Genomic DNA, 16459 nt, shown 5'->3' on the forward strand with positions numbered 1-16459 from the left:
CGATCAGGAGAGCGTGAACGCGCCCTCGATCACCGTCACGCATTTGCCGCTGAGAATGACCCGCTCGCCATCGAGTTCGCAGCCCAGAGAGCCGCCGCGTTCCGACGCCTGATAGGCGGTGAAGCCATTCCGCCCGAGTTGCTCGGCCCAGTAAGTGGCGAGAAGGCAATGCGCCGATCCCGTCACAGGGTCTTCGTCGATACCGGCGCCCGGCGCGAAGACGCGGCTGACGATATCGGTATCGGTGCCCGGCGCCGTCGCGATGAACAATATGTCGCCCAGGGGCCGCATCGCGCGGAAATCGGGCATCAGTGCCCGCACCTCCTCCGCGCTCCCATAGCGAAACAGCGAATAGCCGCCGTCGCGCCAGAAGGTTTCGATCGGCGAACCGCCCAAAGCCGCTGCCTGTTCGGGCAAGGGCTTCGGGGCGAGATGCCAGGCGGGGAGGGCGAGCTTATACCCGTCGCCATCGCGAGTGACTTCGAGCGGCCCGGCACGACGGGTCATGAAGCGAATCTTGTCGACCGCATCGTTGCGGCTGAGCAGGACGTGACCGGTTGCAAGCGTCGCATGACCGCACAGCACGACTTCGACCGTCGGGGTGAACCAACGTAGCTCATAATCGGCCTCGCCGCCTGCCCAGGGCACGATGAAGGCGGTTTCGGGGAGGTTGTTTTCGGCGGCGATCGCCTGAAGGATGGGATCGTCGAGCCACGCTTCGAGCGGCATGACTGCCGCCGGATTGCCGGTGAAGGGGCTGTCGGCAAAGGCATCGACCTGCTGGAACGGAATTCTCACGGAAATGTCTCCTCGCCATGATCGATATGGCCGGTGGGATCAGGGTGGATCAGTATCTCGACGCCCGGAAAGGCGGCCCGCAGCTTGTCTTCGACCTCGTCCATGACGCGGTGCGCGTCACCGACGGTCATCTCGGGATCGACCCAGACATGGAACTGCACGAAGTCCCGATTGCCGGCGGTGCGGGTGCGCAGGTCGTGAATGCCGCGCAGTTCGGGATGGCGGTTGGCGACCTCGACAAAGGCACGGCGGCGCTCCTCGGGCCATTCCTTGTCCATCAGCTGATCGATCGCCTCGTGCGACGCGCGGTAAGCGCCGTGCAGCAGCCATAGCGCTATAGCCATCCCGGCCACCGCATCCGCGCCGCCGATCCCCGCATAATGATCCATCGCCAATGCGCCGATCACCGCGGCGTTGAGCAGCAGGTCGCTCTGATAATGCATCCGGTCGGTGCTGATCGCGATCGATCCGGTGCGCGCGATCACCCGGCGCTGATATGTAACGAGCGCCAGCGTCAGCACGAGGGCGATGGCCGATACGGCAATCCCGGTTTCCGCCGCCTCGGGGCGGTCGCCGGCCAGCAGGCGCTGGACGGCGCTCACCGCGATCCAGAAGGCCGAGAGGCTGATCAGCACCACCTGGAAAAAGGCGGCGATGGCCTCGGCCTTGCCATGGCCGAAGCGGTGCTGCTGGTCCGCCGGAGTAGCGGCGAGGCGCACGCCGTAAAGCGTGACCAGCGAAGCGATCAGGTCGAGCGTCGTATCGGCCAGCGAACCCAGCATCGCCGCAGAACCTGTCTCCCAGCTCGCATAGCCCTTGAGCGCGATCAGGATCAGCGCGACCGACGCCGATGCGATGCCCGCCCGCACATTCAACGGCAATGTCATGACGCCACGACCGTCATGGATACAGCATGCCTTCGGTCCAGCCATCGGCCGTCCGCGTGTAGAGATGGCGCTCGTGGAGGCGATGCGCGCGGTCCTGCCAGAACTCAATCCGTTCGGGGGTGACGCGCAAACCGGACCAGTGCGGTGGACGGGGTATGTCATGTCCCTCGAAACGCGCCTGCATCGCCTCGAATCGTGTTTCGAAGGTAGTGCGGCTGTCGAGCGGGCGCGACTGATCCGATGCCCAGGCGCCGAGCTGCGAGTCGCGCGATCGGGTGGAAAAATAAGCGTCGCCCTCGACATCGCTGACCTGGTCTACCGGTCCTTCGATGCGGATCTGCCGGCGCAGCGATTTCCAGTGGAACAGCAAGCCGACGCGCCGATTCTCGAATATTTGTCCAGCCTTGCGGCTTTCGAAATTGGTGTAGAAGACGAAGCCGCGCTCATCATGGCCCTTGAGCAGCACCATCCGCACCGACGGTTGCCCGTCGGTGCCCACGGTGGCGAGCGCCATCGCATTGGCATCGTTGATCTCCGCGGCTTGCGCATCGGCATACCACGTCTCGAACAGGGGGAAGGGGCTGGTCGTCATGCTGTCAGATCACCGTCGCGGCGACTTCGGTGCGTCCGGCATCGAGCGCGGCCACAACACGGTCGAGCGCGACGCCCAATTGCGCGCGATCGGTCGCCATGCCGAGGCATAGGCGAACCCCCGAGATCGAGCTAGGGTCGATGAGTGGCGCAGAGGGCGGCGTCACCTCGACCCCGGCGCGCATCGCGCGCGCCGCAAAGCGTTCGGCCTCAAGCTCGGGCATCGGCAGCCACAGATGCGGGCAGCGCGGATCGGCCGGCGGGCTCAGCGCGGACCCCAGGCGCTCAGCGGCGATCTGACCGCGCGCCAGGACCTCGGCCTGGATTTCCCCGACGATCTCGTCGGCGGTGCCGTCTTCCATCCACTGACTGCCGATCAGCGCCCCCATCGCCGACGGTGCGTAGACATGGGCGCGGATACGCCGCAGCGCGCGGTCGAGATGGTCGTTGTCGGGAAGGATCAGGAAACCGGTGCGCAGGCCCGGCGCGAGCGCCTTCGACGTACCGTTGATGTAGAAGCAGCGTTCGGGGGCATAGGCGGCGAGCGGGGGCGGGGCGTTGCCGATCGCGAAGGCCGAATAGAGATCATCCTCGACGATCCAGACACCGTGCTTGCGGGCGATCGCGGCTATCTCGGCGCGGCGCTCGCTGCCCATGATACGGCCGGTCGGGTTTTGCAGTGTCGGCAGCGTGTAGAGCACGCGCGCGCCGGCAGCGGCGGCTCGATCGAGCGCTTCGGGGAGCAGACCCTGATCGTCCATCGCCAGCCCGGCGGTGCGATAGCCGCCCTCCTGCGCGATGGAGCGGACCCCGAAATAGGTCGCCGCTTCGGTCATGATCATATCGCCGGGGCGGCACAATATGTCGAATGTCAGCGCCATCGCCTGTTGGCCGCCGGTGGTGATCAGAAGGCGGTCGGGGCGAGCGTCGCTCAGGCCGCTTACCCGGCGCAGCCAGTTGGCCGCCGAACGGCGATGCGCCTCATGGCCGGCGGGCGGGGCATAGTCGATGAACTGAGCGAGATCGCTCCGCTTGCTGAGCTTGGCAAGAGTTGGGCCGAAGCGGCGCTGCGAGAAGGTGAGCGGTGGCAGATTGCGCGAAAGTTCGATCGGGCCATCGCCGCCTCCCGGCTTCGACATTGTCTCCGCCACGAAGCTGCCGCGTCCGACTGTTGCGGTGAGCAATCCCTGCCGCGCTGCCTCGCCATATACCGAAGTCACCGTGCCTATGCCGACACCCAGCCGGTGCGCCAGATCGCGATGCGGTGGCAGCCTGGTGCCGGGCATCAACACCCCTTCGTCGATATCGCGCCGTAGGGCGGCGAGCAGGCGCCCCGACACCGTCGTCGCGTCATCGTCCAGTACGGGAGTCCAGTTCATCGGGCGGCCTTTAATGTCACTATGACAATATGATCTTTGACATAGGTGACAATGCACGGCAATCGGTCCATGTCAATCGCAATCGGGACAGGGACTGTGAAGCATATATGGACGACAGCCCTCGCTGGCCTTCTTCTGGTCTGCTTCGCCGCAATGGTGTCCACGACAGCGATTGCGGCGGCTGCTGAGCAAACTGCGCGTCATGAAGGTCGCAATATGATGATCGACGCGGGCTATCGGCTCGCCATGACATTGCGACGGTGACAATGCCGATCGACACGCTCATCGCACTGGCGACATTCTGTATTGTCTCGACCGTCACGCCCGGTCCGAACAATATGATGCTGCTGTCCTCCGGGGCGACCTTCGGATTCCGCCGGACGATCCCGCACATGTTCGGGATCAGCATCGGCTGCGTAGTGATGGTGTTGCTGCTCGGGTTCGGACTAGCGAGCGTCATCGGGCGGCTGCCGTGGCTCTACACATTGCTCCACATCGTATCGACCGCTTATCTGCTCTACTTGGCCTGGCGTATCGCCACGTCGGCCGGACCGGGTGGTGCATCGGCGCGCGGCGAACCGCTGAGCTTCCTGCATGCCGCCGCCTTCCAGTGGGTCAATCCCAAGGCGTGGGCGATGACGCTGGGGGCCGCGACGAGCTTCTCACGGCCCGATCACCTCGCTGGCGACGTCGCGGTCATTGCGATCGCGCTGACGGTTTGCGGGCTGCCCTGCATCATGCTTTGGGCGGGCGGCGGCACAGTGGTCCGTCGCCTGCTCACCCGCCCCGTGATGTTGCGCGCCTTCAATGTCGGGATGGCGGCGCTGTTGGTAGTCTCGCTGCTGCCGGGCGTGCTGGAGCTTGCCGGTAAGGCATAACTTCATTGCACCGCACAACGGGATGTGCTGACTCTATCGGCATGATTCAGGCTGCGTTGCACCATCAGACAATCTACCGCTACGATCATCCGGTCCAGCTCGGCCCGCAGGTCATCCGGCTGCGCCCGGCCGCGCACAGCCGGACCGCGGTGAACAATTATTCGCTGCGCATCAGCCCCGAAAATCATTTCATCAACTGGCAACAAGATCCGCACGGCAACTGGTTGGCGCGACTGGTCTTTCCGGAGCGGACCAACGAGTTCTCGGTGACGGTCGACCTGATCGCCGACATGATCGCGGTCAACCCGTTCGACTTTTTCGTCGAGGAATATGCCGAGCAACGGCCGTTCACCTATGCGCCCGATCTCGCGTCGGATCTTGCCGCCTATTTCGAGCTGGAGGCTCAGGGGCCGCTGTTCGAGGCGTTCGTCGCTGAATTCGCAGATGTGCGCATCCGCACGATCGATTTTCTCGGCAATCTCAATATCGCGATCAATCAGCGCGTCGGCTATGTCATCCGGCTCGAAACAGGGGTGCAGACGCCGGAGGAGACACTGGCGATCGGCACCGGAAGCTGCCGCGATTCTGCCTGGCTGCTGGTGCAGGCGGCGCGGCGGCTCGGTCTCGCGGCGCGTTTCGTCTCAGGCTATTCGATTCAGCTGACACCGGACATCGTGCCGATCGATGGCCCGAAGGGCGTGGCGCAGGATGTCTGCGACCTCCACGCCTGGGCGGAGATCTATGTTCCCGGCGCGGGCTGGATCGGCATGGACGCGACATCGGGCATGTTCGCGGGCGAGGGGCACATCCCGCTCGCCGCCACGCCGCATTATCGCTCGGCGACCCCGATCGAAGGTGCTCTGTACGAGCCTGCCCATGTCGACTTCCATTTCGACATGAACGTTCAGCGCATCGCCGAGGCGGTGCGGATCACGAAGCCCTTCACCGACGCGCGCTGGGACGCGCTCGACACGCTGGGCGAAAAGATCGACGGCGATCTGGTCGCGCAGGACGTTCGGCTAACGATGGGGGGTGAGCCGACCTTCGTCGCGCTCGACGATCCCGAAGCGCCCGAATGGAATGGCGATGCGGTGGGCCCGACCAAGGCGGGCTATGCCGACCGGCTGATCCGCAAGCTGCGCGAGCGCTACGCGCCCGGCGGGATGCTGCATCATGGGCAGGGGAAATGGTACCCCGGCGAAAGCCTGCCGCGCTGGGGCTATTCGGTATATTGGCGGACCGACGGCGTCCCCGTCTGGAAGGACGCCAGCCTGATCGCGGGCGGCGAGACCGGCAAGGCAGTCAGCAGCGACGACGCCGGCACCTTCCTCGCTACGATCGCCGAAAGCCTGGGCGTCGGCCGTGAGATGGTTCAGGAGGCCTATGAGGACGGCATCGAATGGGCGGTCAAGGAAGCTCAGCTGCCCGAGAATGTCGATCCGACCGATCCCAAGATCGACGACCCCGAAGCTCGCCACCGGATGGTCAAGGCATTCGAGCATGGCCTGAGCAAGCCGGTCGGCCATGTGCTTCCAATCCAGCGCTGGAACGTGAAGCAGGAAGCGAGCCCGGGGCGCTGGCGCTCCGAACGTTGGCAGGTGCGGCGCGGCAAGTTGTTCGTGATGCCCGGCGACGCGGCGATCGGCTATCGCCTGCCGCTCGGCTCGCTGCCCTATGTGCCGCCGGCCGACTATCCCTTTCTCCACGTCCAGGACACGACCGAGCTGCGGGGTCCGTTGCCCGATTTCCCGGCGGAGCGCAGCGAGGCGCTGGCGCAGCGGACTGAAGCTGTCGCTCCGGCCGCCGGCGGCGCGGTGGCCCAGGAACGGCAGGAACAGAAGATCATCGAAGGCGCGGTGCGCACCGCGATGACGGCCGAATCGCGCGGCGATTATATCGCGGTCTTCCTGCCGCCGACTGAAAAGCTCGAAGATTATCTCGAACTCGTCGCCGAGATCGAGGCGACCGCGGCGCGGACCGGGGTGCCGGTCCGTATCGAAGGCTATGGCCCGCCGGCCGATCCCCGGCTCAACGTCCTGAAGGTCACACCCGATCCCGGCGTGATCGAGGTCAACGTGCATCCCGCCGCGAGCTGGGCCGAGACGGTCGATATCACCACCGGCCTCTACGACCTGGCGCGCGAAAATGGCCTGACCGCCGACAAGTTCATGATCGACGGCCGCGCGATCGGGACGGGAGGCGGCAATCATATCGTCCTCGGTGGCCGCTCGGTGAACGATTCTCCGTTCATTCGTCGGCCCGACATGCTCAAGAGCTTCGTGCTTTATTGGCAGCGACATCCGTCACTTAGTTACCTTTTCTCAGGTTTGTTCATAGGGCCGACCAGCCAGGCGCCGCGCATCGACGAGGCGCGCCACGATGGCCTTTATGAACTGGAGATCGCGCTGGCGCAGGTGCCCGCACCCGGAGAGGGCGATGCGCCGCCGCCATGGGTGGTCGACCGGCTGTTCCGCAACCTTCTCGTCGACGTAACCGGAAACACCCATCGTACCGAGATCTGCATCGACAAGATGTTCTCGCCCGACGGGCCGACCGGGCGACTCGGCTTGCTTGAGTTCCGCGGTTTCGAGATGCCGCCGGAAGCGAAGATGAGCCTCGCCCAGCAACTGCTGCTGCGCGCGCTCACCGCGTGGTTCTGGCGCGAGCCGCAGAAGGGCGGGCTCGTCCGCTGGGGCACCACGCTGCATGATCGTTTCCTGCTGCCCCATTTCGTCTGGGCCGATTTCATGGAGGTGCTGAGCGATCTGCGCCACGCCGGCTATGATTTCGATCCGGCCTGGTTCGAGGCGCAGCGCCAGTTCCGCTTCCCGGTCCATGGTACGGTCTCGGCGGGCGGCGTGACGCTGGAGATCGCCCATGCCCTCGAACCCTGGCATGTGCTGGGCGAAACCGGGGCGATCGGCGGCACCGTCCGCTATGTCGACAGCTCGACCGAGCGGCTTCAGGTCAAGGCGAGCGGGCTAGTGCCCGGCCGCCACATCGTCGCGGTCAACGGGCGTGCGGTGCCGATGACGCCGACCGGCGTGCCCGGCGAGGCAGTCGGCGGGGTACGCTACAAAGCGTGGAAGCCGGCTAATTGCCTCCACCCGCTGCTCGATGCCGATGCGCCACTGACCTTCGATCTGCTCGACAAATGGAATGGTCGTTCGCTAGGTGGGTGCGTCTATCATGTCGCGCACCCGGGGGGACGCAGCTATGACACCATACCGATCAACGATCTGGAAGCCGAGGCGCGACGCCGCGCCCGCTTCCAGGACCATGGCCACACACCGGGGCCGGTGACGATGCCGCTGACGGAGCGCCCGAGCGAGTTCCCGATGACGCTCGACCTGCGCGCGCCGCCCAGTTGGTGAGCGCGGCCATGCAGGGGGACATGATGGCCGAGTTGCCGGGGATGCCCAGCCTCGGCCAAGGCTGGCTGCACAGCTATATCGGAAAGGCGGGCCTCGCCGACGCGTTGCGTGGCGATGTCGGACGCGGCGCGAAATGGTGGCATGGCCTGTTCGAGGGCGTCGGACAGCTGAGCGACGGGCGGCTCGACTTGCTCCAGCAGCGCATGGCCCGTCAGGTTCAGGAACTGGGCACCGCGTTCCGTCTGCCGGGCGAAGAGCGTGAGCGCGCCTGGCCGGTTTCGGCGATGCCGCTGCTGATCGGCGAGGACGACTTCGCAATCATCGCCGCCGGCGTCGCGCAGCGCGCCGAACTGCTCGAAATGTTGCTCGACGACATCTTCGGCGACCAGACCTTGGTCGCTTCGGGTGCGCTTCCCGCCGCCCTGATCACCGGCAGCCGCGCCTATTGGCGGTCACAGATCGGCGGCAAGCCCCCCGGCGGCCATCGCCTGCACATTTATGCGGTCGACCTGTGTCGCGATCCAGGCGGGGAATGGCGCGTGCTCGACGACCATGTCCGCGCGCCGGTTGGCGCCGGCTATGCGCTGGAGAACCGGCTTGCTTCGACCCGGCTGATGGGTGCGCTCCAGACGCGCCTCCACGTCGAGCGGCTAGCGCCGTTCTTTTCGGCATTTCGCGAGGGGCTGGCCGCGGCGTGCCGGCGGTCTGAGCCACGCATCGGCCTGCTAACTCCGGGCCGCTATAATCAGAGCTATGCCGAACAGGCGCATCTCGCCCGCTATCTGGGGCTGCTGCTCGTCGAGGGCAGCGACCTGGCGGTGCGCGAAGACGGGTTGTTCGTACGCACGATCGAGGGGCTGAAGCGGGTCGACGCCCTGTGGCGGCGAATCGATTCGCGGCTGCTTGATCCGCTCGCGTTCGACAGCAATTCGGCGATCGGCGTGCCGGGGCTGATGGATGCTATGGCGGCGGGGCAGGCGGTGATCGCCAATGCGCCTGGCGCGGGCGTGGTCGAATCGACCGCGATGGCTGCCTTTCTTCCGGCACTTGCCCGACGTCTGCTGGGCGAGAATCTCAAGCTTCCTAACATTGCGACATGGTGGTGCGGGCAGGAGCGTCCGCGCGCCGAGGTCGAGGCCCGGCTAGACGAACTGCTGATCGGTCCTGCCTTCTCGGAAGCGCCGGTCGGACTGCCGCGCGGGCGGCCGGTGCTGGCCTCGACGCTCAGCGGCGCCGATCGCGCCGCGCTGCTGGCGGACATGCGCCGCCGCCCGGAGGATTATGTCGCGCAGGAGGACGTCCACCTGTCGACAGCTCCTGCCGTGCAGGATGGCCAGCTCGTGCCGCGCCCCTTCACCGTGCGTGTGTTCGCCGCGCGCGATGGTCAGGGACAATGGGCGGTCATGCCGGGCGGTTTCGCACGGATCGGCGACGATTCCGACGCGCGTGCGACGGTGATGGGCGAAGGAGCTTTCTCCGCAGATGTCTGCGTAGTCGGGACGCGCCCGGTCGAGCCGGTGTCGCTGCTGCCGCAAAAGGTGCCGATCCGCCGCAATCCCGGCACCTTGCCGAGCCGCGCCGCCGATAATCTCTACTGGTTCGGCCGCTATCTCGAGCGGGGCGAGGCAACCCTGCGGCTGGTGCGCGCGACCTTGGGCGGATCGATTGTCGCCGACGGCGGCGCGGCGCTCTTTCCGCTGACGCTCGACCGGCTCGGCACGATGCTGGTCGCCTCGGGCGCAGCAGCTTCGGACCTTCAGGACGAGGAGGATGAGGAGGAGCTGGACGAGGGTACGGGCGAAACCCACGACCTGCGCGAACTGGCGCTGCTCGCGCTCGACGGGCGGGGGGCGGCCAGCGTGGCCAGCTTGATGCGTCATGCGCGGTCGATCGCCAGCGGTACGCGCGATCGTCTCTCCGCCGACGTGTGGCGGCTTGTCGATGCGCCGCTGCCGCGCGTGACCTCGGAGGACGCCGAAGCAACCCTGGCGCGGGCAATCGACTTGCAGGAGCGTTTCTCGGCGCTCTCAGGTCTTTCCGCCGAGAATATGGGCCGCACGGCCGGCTGGCGCTTCCAGGATATGGGCCGGAGAGTCGAGCGCGCGCTGTGGGCGTGCCGGCTCGTCCGTATCTTTGGCGGCAAGGAAGCGTCGGCCGACGATCTCACCACGCTGCTGGACCTGTGCGACAGCCAGATCAGCTACCGGGCGCGCTATCTCGCCGGGCTCGCGCTCGAACCGGTGCGCGACCTCGTCACGCTCGATCCCTATAACCCACGCTCGCTAGCCTATCAGGTCGAGCGGATCTCCGAGCATCTCAAGGCGTTGCCAGCGTTGCGCGATGACGGAATGTCCGAGCCGCACGTCACGATCTTCTACCGGATCGAGGCGGCGATCCGGACCGCCAGTGCCGAGACGCTCGACGGGACGATGATGCTGGGGATCGAGAATATGCTGTCCGAACTGTCCAACGCGATCAGCGCGCGCTTTTTCCTGCAGGGCAGCGAGGGCTTCCGCATGGCGGGGATGACTCTCGCATAATGGTCTTCTGATGCTTTACCAGGTTAGACACAGGACACGCTTCCGCTACGCCCATCCGGTGACGTTCGCGCGGTGCAATCTGCGGTTGCGTCCCATCGAATGGGCGGGGCAGACGCTCGAACGCTATGATCTCGAGCTTTCACCCGCGGCGCGGATAACGGGCACCCGGCCGATAGGCTATCTTGGCCATGTCAGCCGCATGGTCATGGAGCGGCCCACCCGCGAACTCGCCATCGAGAGCCGCTTCCGTATCCGGGTCGATCGGCCGATGCCGGTGCCCCGGGCCGACGATGCCACGATTGCCGAGATTGCTGTGGCGGCCCGGATGACACGCGATCTCGGGGTCGAGAGCCCGGCCAATTATCTCTATCCATCGCCATCGATTCCGCTCAGTGCTGAGATAACCGCCTGGTGCGCGGAGCATCTCGACGCGGATCGCGGCGTGGCCGAGGCCGGGCTGGCGCTGGCCACCCGCATCCATGACAGTTTCACCTATGACGGAAGCGCGACCACCGTCGACACCACGCCGCAGGAGGCGTTCGAGAAGCGCCACGGCGTCTGTCAGGACTTTGCCCAGATCATGATCGCCGGCCTGCGTGGTGTCGGTATTCCGGCGGCCTACGTCTCCGGCTATCTGCGCACCATCCCGCCGCCGGGCAAGGAACGGCTGGTTGGCGCCGATGCAACCCATGCCTGGGTGGTGATCTGGTGCGGGGCGCAGCGCGGCTGGCTCGGCTTCGACCCGACCAACTCCTGCATGGTCGGCGGCGATCACATCATCACCGCGATGGGCCGCGATTATGCCGACGTCGCCCCGATCGACGGGGTCTTCACCGGACAGGATGGACAAAAGATCGACGTTTCGGTTGACGTCGAGCCGATCGGCTAAGCGGCCCGCATATCCGGCCCTGGCGCTGCGGCGCGTCCGGCGGCTCGCGCGACCAGCCGGTTGACATAGTCGATCTTGTCCATGATCGCGGGGGACAAGCGGAAAGGGTAGAGATCGGGCTGGCCCATGCTGCGGTTCACCGCATTGAGCGCGAAGCTGTAGGGCACCATCTCCGCGGTAAGCTGCTCGGTCGAGGCGTGATAGGGATCGAAGTCGATCTTCGCGCCCGGATTGCCTTCTGGGCCGGGGAAGGGCGCCATCCGCATATCCATCCCGCCGATCGTCGCGAGCGTATCGATCATGTGAAGATAATGGGCAAAGGTTTCGGCGAAATCTTCCCATGGATGCGAGGTCGCGTAATAGCTGACATAATCGTCGGTCCAGACCTTATTGCTGTTCGGCCCATAATGCTCCGCGAGCGCCTGGGCATAGTCGGTCGTCTCGTCCCCGAAGATTGCGCGAAACGCCGCCAGTTCCTCCGCATCGGTCTCCACCAACCGAGACCAGTAATGATGGCCGACCTCGTGCCGGAAATGCCCAAGCAAGGTCCGATAGGGCTCGCCCATCGCCCGCCGCGCCCGTTCGCGGGCGACATCGTCGGCTTCGATCAGATTAAGTGTGATAACCCCGCCGTCATGACCGGTGGTGATCTGCGCCTGTCCTTGTTCTTCGGCTGCGGGATCGTATAAGAAATCGAATGCAAGACCTTGGATTTTATCGACTTCTTCTGCCTTGGTCTCCAGTGGCAGGCCGAGCTTGATCAGCGTGTGGAAAAGCCGCCGCTTGGCTTCCTCGATCTTGCCCCAGCGTTCGGGCACCGTCGGCACGGTCAGGTCGGGGATGGTCCGGTTGTGGCGGCAGGCGCGGCAATAAGGTGTGTTGTCGCTGGCGGAAACCAGCCAGTTGCAGACGCCATATTCGTTGTTGTTGGCGCATACGACCGCATCATGCGGCTGGCCCCCGCCGTCACGCCAGGTGGTCGCCCCATCGCCGAGGAACAGGAAGCCATCCGATGAGGGATCATAGCCCAACGTGAAAGCGCAGGCCGGACAGACGCGCACCTCGAAATGATTGAGGCGCTTGCAATTGGGGCACGGATAAGGCGCCATGAACGGGTAACTCGCTTGTAGTTGGAAGGTTTAGGCCGCAAGAACGCGGACGGAACCGGCTGGTTGCCATCAGGCGCAGTAAACTTGGGCTTGCGCAATGGCGAGGCGGTACACATCTGATCTGTTGCATAAATGCAACAGGGTGCGACGGCAGGATGACGACGACGACTATGGCGGACCTTTATTCGAAGCTTGGGGTGAAAAAGGGCGCGGACGAGGCCGAGATCAAGAAGGCCTATCGCAAGCTCGCGAAGGAGCTGCACCCCGACCGCAACACGGACAATCCGAAAGCGACCGAGCGCTTTGCCGATGTGACCTCGGCCTACGATCTGCTGTCCGATCGCGACAAGCGCGCCCAATATGATCGCGGTGAGATCGACGAGCAGGGCAATCCGCGTGGTCCCTTCGGCTTTGGTGGACGCGGTGGCGGGGGTGGTTTTCGCCCAGGTGCCGGTCCCGGCGGGGGAGGCTCTGAGTTCGGGGCCGACGCGGCCGACTTCGGTGACATCTTCGAAGGCATTTTCGGTCGCTCGCGGGGCGGACCCGGCGGCGGCGCGCGCCGGCCGGGCGGCTTCGGCGGTTTCGGTACGCAAGGCGGCGGCATGCCGACCAAGGGCGCGGATGCCAATTACCGGCTTGCCGTGCCCTTTGAGGACGCGGCGGCGCTCAAGCCGCAGCGCATCACGCTATCCAGTGGCAAGACGATCGACGTCAAGCTGCCCAACGGTGTCGAGACCGGCACCCAGATGCGGCTGGGCGGGCAGGGCGAGCCGGGCCCTGGCGGTAATGGCGATGCGATCATCACGGTCGAGGTGCGCCCGCACCGCTTCTATACGCGTGATGGCGACGACGTCCGGCTCGATCTGCCGATCGCGCTCGACGAAGCGGTTGCCGGCGCCAAGGTGAAGGTGCCGACAGTCGACGGTGCGGTGATGCTCGGCATTCCCAAGGGTAGCGGATCGGGCAAGACCCTGCGGCTCAAGGGCAAGGGCTTCCACCGCAAGGACGGCTCGCGCGGAGATCAACTCGTGACGGTGATGATCGACATTCCCGCGGACGATAGCGAGCTCGAGGCGTTCGTCGAAAAATGGTCGGCAAAGGGGCAGCGCAACCCGCGCGCCAATCTGGGCGTTTAGGTCGATATTTTTCAAAGAGACAGGAGCGGCGCGCTTTGGTGACGGATGAATCTCCAGAGGCGCGCCGCAGACGGCCCTTCGACAAGCATCTCGACGAGATGCGATCGGGCGGGCGAATCTACACGGTGTTCAAGCGGGCGGCGCTGGGCGTTTATGCTGACGGCTTCATCCATGCCGGCAATATTGCTTATCTCGCGCTGCTGACGATGTTCCCCTTCTTCATCGTGATGGCGGCGCTGGCCCAGCTGTTCGGCCGGACGCCCGATGTCCAGCACGCCGTCTACGGCTTCCTGCGGACCGTGCCGCGATCGGTACGCGAACTGATTTCACAGCCGATCAACGATGTTCTCGCCGCCAATGGAAGCGGAACCCTGCTCTGGCTCGGCGCGATCGTCGGCCTGTGGACGGTGGGTAGCTTCGTCGAGACGATCCGCGACATACTCCATCGCGCCTATGGCACTACTCCGTCCAAGGGCTTCTGGCATTATCGCGCCGGATCGATCCTGATCATCATCGCCTCGGTGATACTCGCCATGTCGGCGTTCAGCGCGCAGGTCGTACTAACGGGCATCGAGCAGTTCATCTGGCGGCTTCTGCCGATCGGCCTCGAGTTCCAGCCGCTCATCAACCTGTCGCGCATTGCGCCGCTGCTCATGCTTATCGCTGCGCTCTATGCGATGTTCGCGACGCTGACCCCGCTCAAATATCGGACGGGGCCCTGCCCGAAGTGGCCCGGCGCGCTGTTCACCGCGGTTTGGTGGATGGCGGTGACGATGCTGCTGCCGGTCGTCGTCGCCGCGTTCGGCGGCTATGGACGGACTTATGGCAGCCTTGCGGGAGTAATCGTGACGCTATTGTTCTTCTGGCTGGTCGGCCTCGGACTGGTTTTCGGCGCACATCTCAACGCGGCTCTAGCGGAGACCCCAGAAACTTCTGTAAAGGACGAGACGCCCAACCTTTGAGGGAGATAACGTGGCGGGTTTGATGACGGGGAAGCGCGGGCTGATCATGGGGCTCGCCAATGATCGCTCGCTGGCGTGGGGGATCGCCAAGGCGCTCCATGAACAGGGCGCGGAAATGGCCTTCAGCTATCAGGGCGAGGCGCTGGAGCGGCGCGTCCGTCCGTTGGCCGAACAGGTCGGTTCCGATTTCCTGATCGAATGCGACGTGTCGGACGATGCGGCGATGGATGTCGCCTTCGCGACGCTCGCCGAGCGCTGGCCGACGATCGACTTCCTGGTCCACGCGATCGGCTTTTCGGACAAGAACGAGCTGCGCGGCCTCTATGTCGACACCAGTCTCGACAATTTTCTGCTGACCATGAACATCTCGGCCTACAGCCTGGTCGCGGTTACGAAGCGCGCCCGGCCGCTGATGGCCAATGGTGGTTCGGTCCTGACGCTCAGCTATTATGGCGCCGAGAAGGTCGTGCCGCATTATAATGTCATGGGGGTCGCGAAAGCTGCGCTGGAGACCAGCGTCAAATATCTGGCGATGGACCTCGGCCCGGAAAATATCCGCGTCAACGCGATTTCGGCCGGCCCGATCAAGACGCTGGCGGCCAGCGGCATCGGCGACTTCCGCTATATCCTAAAATGGAACGAACTGAACTCACCGCTCCGCCGCAACGTCACGATCGAGGATGTCGGCGGCGCGGGCGTCTACATGCTTTCCGATCTGGCCAGCGGCGTGACCGGTGAGATCCACCATGTTGACGCTGGCTACAACGTCATCGGCATGAAGGCGGAGGACGCACCCGACATCGCGCTGGCTTGATTTCTCCCTCTCCCTCGGGGAGAGGGAGCTATGAGCTATAACTCCTTCGGCCGCGTATTCCGCTTCTCCACCTGGGGGGAGAGCCACGGGCCCGCGATCGGGGCGGTGGTCGATGGTTGTCCTCCGGGGCTGACGCTTAGTGAGGCGGATATTCAGCCCTGGCTCGATAAGCGGCGGCCAGGCACCTCGCGCTTCACCACCCAGCGGCAGGAACCCGATCAGGTCCGTATCCTCTCGGGCGTGTTCGAGGGCAAGACAACCGGTACCCCGATCAGCCTGATGATCGAGAATGTCGACCAGCGCTCGAAGGATTATTCGGAGGTCGCGCTCGCCTATCGGCCGGGCCACGCCGACTATGCCTATGACGCCAAATATGGCTTTCGCGACTATCGCGGTGGCGGGCGCTCCTCGGCGCGCGAGACCGCGTCGCGTGTCGCGGCGGGCGCGGTGGCGCGGCTCGCGATCCCTGGGGTTCGGATTCGCGCCTATCTGGTCGAGCTGGGCGGCGACGCGATCGACCGCGCGTGTTTCGAAGATGCCGCGATTGATGAGAATCCGTTCTTCTGCCCCGATCGCGCCGCGGCGGCGCGCTGGGAAAAGATCGTCGACGACGCCCGCAAGGCAGGATCGTCGGTGGGAGCCGTGGTCGAATGCGTCGCGGACGGCGTGCCCCCGGGCTGGGGCGCACCGCTTTACGCCAAGCTCGACAGCGAACTGGCGGCTGCGATGATGAGCATCAACGCGGTGAAGGGGGTTGAGATCGGCGACGGCTTCGCTGCTGCCCGGTTGACCGGAGAGGCCAATGCCGATGCGATGCGGCCGGGCAATGATGGCAAGCCGGTCTTCCTCGACAATCATGCCGGCGGGATCGCGGGCGGTATCTCGACCGGGCAGCCGGTGCTGGTGCGGCTCGCGCTCAAGCCGACCTCGTCGATCCTCACGCCGGTCGAGACGATCGGGCGCGATGGCGAGGCGGCCGATATCCGCACCAAGGGCCGTCATGATCCATGCGTCGGCATCCGCGCCGCGCCGGTGGTCGAGGCGATGATGGCGCTGGTTCTCGCCGACCAGAAGCTGCTGCATCGAGCCCAGGTGGGATAGG

At 65.2% G+C, this 16459-nt stretch carries 13 protein-coding genes; 8 read left to right on the plus strand and 5 right to left on the minus strand.

Features of this window, described 5'->3' with window-relative positions; genetic code table 11:
• Nucleotides 1–3: 3 nt before the first annotated feature.
• Genes WP12_RS11990 through WP12_RS12005 form a run of 4 tightly spaced genes read right to left on the minus strand, consistent with a single transcriptional unit; the run spans nucleotide 4 to nucleotide 3655 of the window.
• A complete protein-coding gene (locus WP12_RS11990) occupies nucleotides 4–798 on the minus strand; it encodes a PhzF family phenazine biosynthesis protein (protein WP_046193947.1) in 795 nt (264 codons plus the stop codon).
• A complete protein-coding gene (locus tag WP12_RS11995) occupies nucleotides 795–1685 on the minus strand; it encodes a cation diffusion facilitator family transporter (RefSeq protein ID WP_046193948.1) in 891 nt (296 codons plus the stop codon). Before WP12_RS11995 ends, WP12_RS11990 begins: the two co-directional genes overlap by 4 nt.
• 13 nt (nucleotides 1686–1698) lie before the next feature.
• Complete coding sequence (gene pdxH, locus WP12_RS12000) at nucleotides 1699–2277, minus strand: pyridoxamine 5'-phosphate oxidase (RefSeq protein WP_046193949.1); 579 nt, start codon at nucleotides 2275–2277, stop codon at nucleotides 1699–1701.
• A gap of 4 nt (nucleotides 2278–2281) precedes the next feature.
• Nucleotides 2282–3655 carry an aminotransferase-like domain-containing protein gene (locus tag WP12_RS12005; protein ID WP_046193950.1) on the minus strand — a complete coding sequence of 458 codons (1374 nt, stop codon included), beginning with the start codon at nucleotides 3653–3655 and terminating at the stop codon, nucleotides 2282–2284.
• Between the two features lie 266 nt (nucleotides 3656–3921).
• On the opposite strand from WP12_RS12005, the gene WP12_RS12015 reads away from it, so the two are divergent.
• The 4 genes from WP12_RS12015 to WP12_RS12030 are packed head-to-tail and all read left to right on the plus strand — an operon-like array spanning nucleotide 3922 to nucleotide 11336.
• Nucleotides 3922–4533, plus strand: coding sequence for a LysE family translocator (locus WP12_RS12015; protein WP_046193952.1), 612 nt, complete (start codon nucleotides 3922–3924; stop codon nucleotides 4531–4533).
• A gap of 41 nt (nucleotides 4534–4574) precedes the next feature.
• Nucleotides 4575–7907, plus strand: coding sequence for a transglutaminase family protein (locus WP12_RS12020; protein ID WP_046193953.1), 3333 nt, complete (start codon nucleotides 4575–4577; stop codon nucleotides 7905–7907).
• An 8-nt stretch (nucleotides 7908–7915) separates the two neighbouring features.
• Nucleotides 7916–10447, plus strand: coding sequence for a circularly permuted type 2 ATP-grasp protein (locus tag WP12_RS12025; RefSeq protein WP_046194018.1), 2532 nt, complete (start codon nucleotides 7916–7918; stop codon nucleotides 10445–10447).
• Between the two features lie 10 nt (nucleotides 10448–10457).
• Nucleotides 10458–11336, plus strand: coding sequence for a transglutaminase family protein (locus tag WP12_RS12030; protein WP_046193954.1), 879 nt, complete (start codon nucleotides 10458–10460; stop codon nucleotides 11334–11336).
• On the opposite strand, the gene WP12_RS12035 is transcribed toward WP12_RS12030, so the two are convergent.
• Nucleotides 11333–12445 carry a zinc-binding metallopeptidase family protein gene (locus WP12_RS12035; protein WP_046193955.1) on the minus strand — a complete coding sequence of 371 codons (1113 nt, stop codon included), beginning with the start codon at nucleotides 12443–12445 and terminating at the stop codon, nucleotides 11333–11335. The genes WP12_RS12030 and WP12_RS12035 overlap by 4 nt on opposite strands.
• A 170-nt stretch (nucleotides 12446–12615) precedes the next feature.
• Here WP12_RS12035 and WP12_RS12040 point away from each other — a divergent pair, with 170 nt between their 5' ends.
• The 4 genes from WP12_RS12040 to aroC are packed head-to-tail and all read left to right on the plus strand — an operon-like array spanning nucleotide 12616 to nucleotide 16458.
• Nucleotides 12616–13581: a DnaJ C-terminal domain-containing protein gene (locus WP12_RS12040; RefSeq protein WP_046193956.1), complete on the plus strand. Its 966-nt coding sequence runs from the start codon at nucleotides 12616–12618 to the stop codon at nucleotides 13579–13581.
• Nucleotides 13582–13619: 38 nt separating this feature from the next.
• On the plus strand, nucleotides 13620–14543 hold the full coding sequence (locus tag WP12_RS12045) for a YihY/virulence factor BrkB family protein (protein WP_046194019.1): 924 nt from the start codon (nucleotides 13620–13622) through the stop codon (nucleotides 14541–14543).
• Nucleotides 14544–14553: 10 nt separating this feature from the next.
• Nucleotides 14554–15357 (plus strand): enoyl-ACP reductase FabI, encoded by an 804-nt coding sequence (fabI, locus tag WP12_RS12050; protein WP_046193957.1) that lies wholly within the window; start codon nucleotides 14554–14556, stop codon nucleotides 15355–15357.
• Nucleotides 15358–15387: 30 nt separating this feature from the next.
• The gene (aroC, locus tag WP12_RS12055; RefSeq protein ID WP_046193958.1) at nucleotides 15388–16458 is read left to right on the plus strand and encodes a chorismate synthase; all 1071 of its coding nucleotides are present in this window, start codon (nucleotides 15388–15390) and stop codon (nucleotides 16456–16458) included.
• Nucleotide 16459 lies beyond the last annotated feature (1 nt).

This window comes from Sphingomonas sp. SRS2, assembly GCF_000971055.1.
Taxonomy (GTDB): Bacteria; Pseudomonadota; Alphaproteobacteria; order Sphingomonadales; family Sphingomonadaceae; genus Rhizorhabdus.

What these genes read in the sequence shown, in the direction of transcription:
- pdxH (WP_046193949.1), bottom strand. Translation starts at nt 2,277, where the DNA reads ATGACGACCAGCCCCTTCCCCCTGTTCGAGACGTGGTATGCCGATGCG.
- WP12_RS12035 (WP_046193955.1), bottom strand. Translation starts at nt 12,445, where the DNA reads ATGGCGCCTTATCCGTGCCCCAATTGCAAGCGCCTCAATCATTTCGAG.
- WP12_RS12015 (WP_046193952.1), top strand. Translation starts at nt 3,922, where the DNA reads ATGCCGATCGACACGCTCATCGCACTGGCGACATTCTGTATTGTCTCG.
- aroC (WP_046193958.1), top strand. Translation starts at nt 15,388, where the DNA reads ATGAGCTATAACTCCTTCGGCCGCGTATTCCGCTTCTCCACCTGGGGG.
- WP12_RS11995 (WP_046193948.1), bottom strand. Translation starts at nt 1,685, where the DNA reads ATGACATTGCCGTTGAATGTGCGGGCGGGCATCGCATCGGCGTCGGTC.
- WP12_RS12040 (WP_046193956.1), top strand. Translation starts at nt 12,616, where the DNA reads ATGGCGGACCTTTATTCGAAGCTTGGGGTGAAAAAGGGCGCGGACGAG.
- WP12_RS12005 (WP_046193950.1), bottom strand. Translation starts at nt 3,655, where the DNA reads ATGAACTGGACTCCCGTACTGGACGATGACGCGACGACGGTGTCGGGG.
- WP12_RS12025 (WP_046194018.1), top strand. Translation starts at nt 7,916, where the DNA reads ATGCAGGGGGACATGATGGCCGAGTTGCCGGGGATGCCCAGCCTCGGC.
- WP12_RS12020 (WP_046193953.1), top strand. Translation starts at nt 4,575, where the DNA reads ATGATTCAGGCTGCGTTGCACCATCAGACAATCTACCGCTACGATCAT.
- WP12_RS12030 (WP_046193954.1), top strand. Translation starts at nt 10,458, where the DNA reads ATGCTTTACCAGGTTAGACACAGGACACGCTTCCGCTACGCCCATCCG.